Annotated in this window: 6 protein-coding genes and 1 rRNA gene; 5 read left to right on the forward strand and 2 right to left on the reverse strand. The window is 45.4% G+C overall.

Annotated elements, in window-relative coordinates; translation table 11 throughout:
• Positions 1 to 155 precede the first annotated feature (155 nt).
• Positions 156 to 271: ribosomal RNA gene (gene rrf / locus IO95_RS06245) — 5S ribosomal RNA — on the forward strand.
• Between the two features lie 68 nt (positions 272 to 339).
• Here rrf and mobB read toward each other — a convergent pair.
• On the reverse strand, positions 340 to 858 hold the full coding sequence (gene mobB / locus IO95_RS06250) for a molybdopterin-guanine dinucleotide biosynthesis protein MobB (RefSeq protein ID WP_037384391.1): 519 nt from the start codon (positions 856 to 858) through the stop codon (positions 340 to 342).
• Positions 858 to 1,448 carry a molybdenum cofactor guanylyltransferase MobA gene (gene mobA / locus IO95_RS06255; protein ID WP_037384394.1) on the reverse strand — a complete coding sequence of 197 codons (591 nt, stop codon included), beginning with the start codon at positions 1,446 to 1,448 and terminating at the stop codon, positions 858 to 860. The genes mobB and mobA overlap by 1 nt, the downstream gene beginning before the upstream one ends.
• A 154-nt stretch (positions 1,449 to 1,602) precedes the next feature.
• On the opposite strand from mobA, the gene IO95_RS06260 reads away from it, so the two are divergent.
• The 4 genes from IO95_RS06260 (at position 1,603) to polA (ending at position 7,109) form a co-directional block, all read left to right on the forward strand.
• Positions 1,603 to 1,872 (forward strand): YihD family protein, encoded by a 270-nt coding sequence (locus tag IO95_RS06260; RefSeq protein ID WP_037384405.1) that lies wholly within the window; start codon positions 1,603 to 1,605, stop codon positions 1,870 to 1,872.
• A 193-nt stretch (positions 1,873 to 2,065) separates the two neighbouring features.
• Entirely contained in the window at positions 2,066 to 3,052 is a 987-nt protein-coding gene (locus tag IO95_RS06265; protein ID WP_037384397.1) for a serine/threonine protein kinase, read from the forward strand.
• 29 nt (positions 3,053 to 3,081) lie between these two features.
• Positions 3,082 to 3,705, forward strand: a complete 624-nt coding sequence (dsbA, locus tag IO95_RS06270) for a thiol:disulfide interchange protein DsbA (protein WP_037384400.1) — start codon at positions 3,082 to 3,084, stop codon at positions 3,703 to 3,705.
• A gap of 611 nt (positions 3,706 to 4,316) precedes the next feature.
• Complete coding sequence (gene polA, locus IO95_RS06275) at positions 4,317 to 7,109, forward strand: DNA polymerase I (protein ID WP_037384403.1); 2,793 nt, start codon at positions 4,317 to 4,319, stop codon at positions 7,107 to 7,109.
• Positions 7,110 to 7,857 lie beyond the last annotated feature (748 nt).

Here is a 7,857-nt window from a genome sequence, read left to right on the forward strand (position 1 = left end):
AAGGTGTTTTGACCTGATACCAGGATATCGGGTAGAGAGATAGCGATAATCAGCTTGTTCTACAGATTGAAGATGAGAGCAACAAAGATTTTGAGGTGCATAGGGGTAAGGTGGATTAACTGAAACCTGTTTCCTGTGACCTGAAACCTGATTTGCCTGGCGGCCTTAGCGCGGTGGTCCCACCTGATCCCATGCCGAACTCAGAAGTGAAACGCCGTAGCGCCGATGGTAGTGTGGGGTCTCCCCATGTGAGAGTAGGACACTGCCAGGCATCCAAATAAGTAGAAAGCCCCGTGCGCAAGCATGGGGCTTTTTGCTTTTGTGTGTTTTATAAAACAGTTATCTCTTCTCTGATTCAAGCCATTGGGCAATAAATAAGGCGATCATTGCCGGTTGATTGATATCTAGCCATGGTGCGATGCCTTCAATCCTTGTGTCACTGGCTACAGCAATAACATATTTATCCAGCATATCTGAAAGTGGCTTACCAACCGCTTCGCGGTAGAGAATAATTTTACTCAGTTGTTCATGCTTAAATCCCTCAACCAGGATTAAATCAACTTTATTACTATCGAACCTGCCCGCTAGATAGTTTAAATCTAAACTCTGTCCTTCCGGCATCTCAGTCATCAATGCCCAACGCCGATCACTGGCCACTAGTGTTTGAGCGGCACCCGCTTTACGTAATTCGTAGCTGTCCTTACCTGGTGTATCCACGTCCATATCATGATGCGTATGTTTTATCAGGCCAACACGGATCTGTTGTTGTCCCAGTAATGGGATTAGTTGTTTAAGTAACGTTGTTTTACCGGTACCGCTGTAGGCAGCAATAGCCAACAAAGGTGGTAATGTACCCATTATTGTTGTCTCCCCGATTCCTGTAACCATTGCTGGCAATCCCCAGGCGTATTCAAATTACGGAATGCACTTTGTTGCCCGTTAAACACCACCTGTCGTGCATTAACGCTAGCCATAAACAGCATCAACTTACGTTCATTGTGTGCCAGATAATGATTTAAATCTGCCACCAGACTGGTATGTAATAAGGCGAATGTAGGGTGATTGCGTTCGCCATCATGGGCATAGGCTGCCAAGGAACTCCCTTTATTCAGCCATAAGTGCTCCACCAAATTGAGAGGGAAATCTGGCACATCGCAAGGCACTGATATAATCCACTCGGTACTGGCGTTAATGAGACCCGCTAAGATCCCCGCTAAAGGGCCCGGATAGTCTGTAGTTAGATCACTGACTATTGGCCATCCACTTTTCTTATAAGATTGCATATTACGGTTTGCACTGATGATAATCTGATTAACCTGTGGGGTTAACCGACACAATACATGCTGGTATAAGGCTTTATCACCAAGTTGAATCAAGCCTTTGTCTTGTCCCCCCATTCGTGTAGAGCGACCGCCAGCAAGAAGTACACCGGTTATTTCTGCATGCATAGTTATCATCATCCTACCTTATTACTCATGTCTTGATTGTAACGCTAAAGCCTTGCGGACAGCAGGATTTACCTTTATTGACACGCAGGATCTTTCACTGTGCGTACAAGCCTGCTACTTTGTGGGTCTAACAGTTTCATTGGATGATATTGATATGAAAACGCACCGCCTAAATGAGTTGATTGAGCTATTGCAGCCAGCCTGGCAACAGGATCCAGACCTCAATCTGATACAGTTTTTACAAAAGTTGGCACAAGAAGCGGGTTTTCATGGTGATCTGGCTGATTTAAGTGATGATATTTTAATCTATCATCTTAAAATGCGCGGTAGTGCGGGTAGTGAGCAGATCCCAGGTTTGAAAAAGGATTATGAAGACGATTTCAAAACGGCACTGCTACGCGCTCGTGGTGTGATAAAAGATTAAAATTTACACCTAAGACCGTTCAAGTTGCAGATAGGTGGCAACGCAGTGAAGTTCTTGAAGCTTGCTTATCCATTGACTTGGATGCGTGGGGAATGCCAGCCCCTTGCCGCTTGAATGGTGATGGGTATATACCCAAGTACGAGGGTTTTCATGCTTGGCCTGTTGTTGTTATCTAATAAACTGAATGGTTGTTATGAACAACGCTGTATTTAATTTTGAAACGCTTTCTCCTGATTTGATTATGGATGCCTTAGAGGGGATAGGTTTGCGTATCGATTCCGGGCTAACAGCACTGAATAGTTATGAAAACCGCGTTTATCAGTTTATGGATGAAGACCGTAAACGTTATGTAGTGAAATTTTATCGGCCAGAACGTTGGAGTAAGGAGCAAATAGAGGAAGAACACCAATTTGCTCGTGATTTATCTCAAAACGACATACCGGTGGTAACACCACTTATGTTAAGAGGGAAGACCTTACATACTCATGCAGGATTCTTTTTTACGCTGTTTCCCAGTGTAGGTGGCCGGCAGTATGAGATAGATAATCTTGAACAGTTAGAGTGGGTCGGGCGATATCTTGGCCATATTCATCTGGTAGGTAGTGAAAATCTGTTTGTCGAGCGGCCCACCATTGGGGTTGAAGAATATCTCACGGCACCGCGGCAGGTTCTTGCAGCCTGTGATTTGCTACCCAAATCGCAGCGCGATATTTTTTTACAGGCCACAGATACTCTGATTGCGGCGATTAAACCGCATTGGCAGTTAGACTGGCAACCGTTGCGTTTGCATGGTGACTGCCATCCGGGCAACATATTGTGGCGCGATGGGCCGTTGTTTGTCGATCTTGACGATGCGCGAAATGGGCCCGCAGTACAGGATTTATGGATGTTGTTGCATGGTAATCGTCAGGAACAACAACTACAGTTAAATATTTTGCTGGAAGCTTATGAGGAATTTGCCGAGTTTGATCGCCGTCAGTTGGCATTGATTGAGCCATTACGGGCCATGCGGATGGTGTATTATCTGGCATGGGTGGTTCGTCGCTGGCAGGATCCCGCGTTTCCTAAAAATTTTCCGTGGATGATTGAGCCTGATTTTTGGTTAACTCAGGTGAAAACATTTACAGAACAGGTGAAGCTGTTGCAGGAACCTCCTTTGCAGCTAATGCCAATGTATTGACGTATTAACATGATGGAGAATTTGGTCTTATGAAAAAAATTTACTTGGCACTTGTTGGCATGCTGATGGCATTCAGTGTTTCTGCTGCGCAATTCAGTGATGGTCAGCAATATATCACCTTGAAAAATCCAGTGCCGGGTGAGCCGAAGGTGCTGGAGTTTTTCTCTTTTTACTGCCCACACTGCTATCAGTTTGAAGAGGTTTATCATGTTTCTGACACAGTGAAAAAATCACTGCCAGAAGGAACAAAGATGACCAAGTATCATGTCGAGTTTCTGGGTCCATTAGGTAAAGAAGTGACCCAAGCTTGGGCGGTAGCCATGGCTTTAGGGGTTGAAGATAAAATTACCCAGCCAATGTTTGATGCTATCCATAAGAAGCAAACCTTAAAAACGCCAGATGATATCCGTAATGTCTTTATCAATGCTGGCGTATCTGCAGAGCAGTATGATTCTGCATTAAATAGCTTTGTGGTAAAAGCGTTGGTCGTTCAGCAACAAAAGGCGGCAGATGATTTACAACTACGAGGTGTTCCGGCGATATTTGTTAATGGCAAATACATGGTGAGAACCGAAGGTCTTGATGCTAGCTCTACGGATACTTTAGGGCAGCAATTTGCTGATGTTGTTAAATTCTTGCTTGCGCAACAGTAAACTGAATGATTTTTATCACGCCGGTTAATCCGGCGTTTTTTTTAACTTTACTGACGTTTGGGTTTATCAAGTAGAAGATCTTTTTCCTGCCGTAATGCATTCAGCCAAAATTGGAATTCCTGCCTAATATTCAATCCTGACAACTAAGCCTCTATAACAACTAAGCCTCAACAACAACCAAGCCTCTACAACGGCAATGCGTTTCAGCGCCGACACAGCCTATCTCTAAATGGTGGCTGCTGGTTATCTTAAGTAAATAGCTGCGTGGATAATTCACTTATTTTCTGTCAGCTTATTGCGTTCAATAGATTTACTTTCTGAATAAACCTGGTGATATATCCACAAATATCTCAAAAGGAAGGAGTACATTAAATAATAAAGAAAAAAATCACACTACTTTGATTTGTATTGGTTTTTTTATTTAAGGTGATAATGTTAGGCTGAGTGTTATAAATTATTATTTAATTTATTCACAAACTTATCCACAGCTTTAAGCTTGCGAGTTTTATCACATAATCCTGGTTAATTTACGCATAATGTACGCTAAGATTCGTCAGCAGCGGCCAGCTATGGCATGCTTACCCCAGTCCTTTTAACGAAAAAGAAATACTATGGCCCAGATTGCAGAAAACCCACTGATATTAGTAGATGGTTCCTCTTACCTTTACCGCGCCTATCATGCTTTCCCACCGTTGACCAATTCATCCGGTGAGCCTACCGGGGCGATGTACGGGGTGCTGAATATGCTGCGTAGTCTGCTGCTGCAGTATACGCCGAGCCATGTTGCGGTGGTGTTTGATGCCAAAGGGAAAACTTTCCGTGATGAGTTGTTTAGCGAATACAAGTCACATCGGCCACCAATGCCAGATGATCTTCGTGCACAGGTAGAACCGCTGCACCAGATGGTTAAAGCCATGGGGTTACCACTATTAGTTACGCCAGGTGTGGAAGCTGATGATGTTATTGGTACTTTGGCTCAAGAGGCAGAAAAAGCGGGACACGCCGTGCTGATCAGCACTGGCGATAAAGATATGGCGCAATTGGTAACGCCTAATATCACGTTGATCAATACCATGAATAACACCATTCTTGGCCCTCAGGGGGTGTGTGATAAATACGGTATTCCCCCTGAGTTGATTATCGACTTCTTGGCGCTAATGGGTGACTCGTCGGATAACATTCCTGGTGTACCCGGTGTCGGGGAAAAAACCGCACAGGCATTGCTACAAGGGCTAGGCGGGCTGGATGTGCTCTATGCCAACCTTGACATTATTGCTACGCTAAGTTTTCGTGGTGCCAAGACCATGGCGGCCAAGTTGGAACAGAATAAAGAGTTGGCTTACCTCTCTTACAAACTGGCAACGATAAAAACTGATGTAGAGCTGGATATTCACTGTAATGAGCTTACGGTTCGTTCACCAGATGTCGATCAACTGCAGGCGCTGTTTAAACGCTACGAATTTAAGCGCTGGATCGCTGATGTTGAAGCGGGTTCCTGGTTAGACAATAAATCCAGTCACAAGGCAAAAAGTGCAGTAAAAGCTGCCGCTCTTGTGGAGGAGCCAAGAGCAACCGTGGAAGCAACCTTATCACAGGATGGCTATGTCACAATCCTTGATGAGGAAACGTTTGCTGATTGGTTGCAACGCCTAAGAAAAGCGGATGTTTTTGCCTTTGATACCGAAACAGACGGTCTGGATACGCTGACTGCCAATCTGATTGGTCTCTCCTTTGCTATTGAGCCCGGAGTGGCTGCTTATTTGCCCGTTGCACATGATTATCTGGATGCCCCACCACAGCTGGATCGGGACTATGTACTGGCAACGTTGAAACCGCTATTAGAAGATGAAAAAGCGTTCAAGGTTGGGCAGAACCTGAAGTTTGATAAGAGTTTATTGGCACGTTATGACATCGACTTGCGTGGTATTGCTTACGATACCATGCTCGAATCTTATGTACTCAATAGTGTCAGTGGTCGACACGATATGGATAGCCTGGCTGATCGCTATTTGGGTCATAAAACCATTACTTTTGAAGAGATCGCAGGTAAGGGTAAAAATCAGCTGACTTTCAATCAAATCGCCCTTGAACAGGCGGCTCCTTATGCTGCGGAAGATGCCGATGTCACGCTGCAACTGCATTTAGTGATGTGGCCACAGATAAAAGAACAGGCAGGTTTGCTAAAAGTATTCAATGAGATTGAAATGCCACTGTTGCCAGTGCTTTCTCATATAGAGCGAACCGGTGTTCTGATTGACCCCAATATTCTGGCGGCCCACTCAAAAGAACTGACCAAACGTTTGGCCGAGCTTGAGGTACAGGCGCATGAGTTGGCAGAGGAACCGTTTAACCTGGCTTCCACCAAGCAATTACAGGCTATTTTGTATGAAAAACAAAAGTTACCGATTCTGAAAAAAACTCCTGGTGGCGCACCTTCTACCAATGAAGAGGTGTTGGCTGAACTGGCTCTGGATTACCCATTACCTAAAGTGATCCTGGAATATCGTGGTTTAGCGAAACTTAAAACCACTTATACCGACAAACTGCCACTAATGATCAATCCGGTCAGCGGTCGAGTACATACCTCTTATCATCAGGCTGTTACTGCTACAGGTCGCCTTTCTTCCAGTGATCCTAATTTGCAGAATATCCCGGTACGTAATGATGAAGGTCGCCGTATTCGTCAGGCATTTATTGCGCCAGAAGGTTATTGCATTGTTGCTGCCGACTACTCGCAGATTGAATTGCGTATCATGGCCCATTTGTCTCAGGACGAGGGGTTGTTGAAAGCGTTTGCCGACGGTAAAGATATTCACCGGGCAACGGCGGCAGAGGTATTTGGCTTGGCGTTGGATAAAGTGACCAATGAGCAACGTCGTAGTGCCAAGGCCATCAATTTTGGCCTGATCTACGGGATGAGTGCTTTTGGCTTGGCCCGTCAGTTGGGGATTTCGCGTAGTGATGCCCAGCGCTATATGGATCTGTATTTCGAACGTTATCCTGGCGTGCTGAGATATATGGAACAAACACGGCAACAAGCGGAGGAACAGGGGTATGTGAGTACCCTCGATGGTCGCAGGCTCTATCTGCCAGATGTGCGCTCCAGCAACGGTATGCGCCGCAAGGCGGCTGAAAGGGCGGCGATTAATGCTCCTATGCAAGGTACTGCTGCAGATATCATCAAGCGCGCGATGATCGAGGTGGATGCTTGGTTACAAGGGCAAGAGACGCCGCTGGTACGTATGATTATGCAGGTACATGATGAACTGGTGTTTGAAGTCCATCAATCGGCGATTGAAGCAGCCAGCCAACGTATTCATGAGCTGATGGAAGGAAGTATGAAGTTGGCGGTGCCGCTTAAAGTGGAAATCGGTATTGGCAAAAATTGGGATGAGGCCCACTGATTGTCGGCATCATAGGGGAACCGTTCAAGTTGCAGCTCACTCCTGCAGCTTGAATGTGACGGGTATACAATAGTCAGTGAATAACAGTCAGTGAATGGGCTGATAAGCTGAGCCAGGAATCAATATCTTTTGCTAACAGGTGATTATTTAACTGTTTTTTGTTATTTAGTTACATTTTTTGTTGGTTTTACTGCAAAACAACTCCCCTTATGCTTCAAATCCTGTAAGCAAACTACAAAAAATCTTTTACAGCTTAAAAAAATGAGGTAAAGTTACAGACGTAGGGTACAGAGGTAAGATGTTCTATCTTTCAGACCTTTTACTTAACGTAATCGGATTTTGCTGAATATTTAGCCGCCCCAGTCAGTATTGACTGGGGCGTTTTTTTATGTGCGCCGGGCATGGCGCGTAGCGCTTTGACAGGCGCTGTCCTTTGACTGTGGTGGTCGAAGGGCGACTTGGAGGTGTAAGTCCTCTACACACCCGACGAGGGGAAGTGTTAGCTGAACGGCAAGGGTGCCCATCGTGAGGTGGGATCTGAAGGAAGCTGAAAGCAAAATGCTGGCCTGACGAACAGGAAGCGGTTTAGGCATAACAGTGGGGTAAGGCGGCATATATCGTCAAAGCCCGATACTCGTACGGAACGCTGTTACGTAAAGCCGACAGGTATAAGCAGGAAGGTCGCGCTAATTACCCCGGGAGATCTGTTGCTCTGCCATGGAGCTACCAACATTGTGAGGTGTTGGGA

This window comes from Serratia sp. DD3, from assembly GCF_000496755.2.

Coding starts and splice junctions, on each gene's coding strand:
- polA (WP_037384403.1), top strand. CDS start 4,317: ATGGCCCAGATTGCAGAAAACCCACTGATATTAGTAGATGGTTCCTCT.
- IO95_RS06260 (WP_037384405.1), top strand. CDS start 1,603: ATGAAAACGCACCGCCTAAATGAGTTGATTGAGCTATTGCAGCCAGCC.
- mobB (WP_037384391.1), bottom strand. CDS start 858: ATGGGTACATTACCACCTTTGTTGGCTATTGCTGCCTACAGCGGTACC.
- dsbA (WP_037384400.1), top strand. CDS start 3,082: ATGAAAAAAATTTACTTGGCACTTGTTGGCATGCTGATGGCATTCAGT.
- IO95_RS06265 (WP_037384397.1), top strand. CDS start 2,066: ATGAACAACGCTGTATTTAATTTTGAAACGCTTTCTCCTGATTTGATT.
- mobA (WP_037384394.1), bottom strand. CDS start 1,448: ATGCATGCAGAAATAACCGGTGTACTTCTTGCTGGCGGTCGCTCTACA.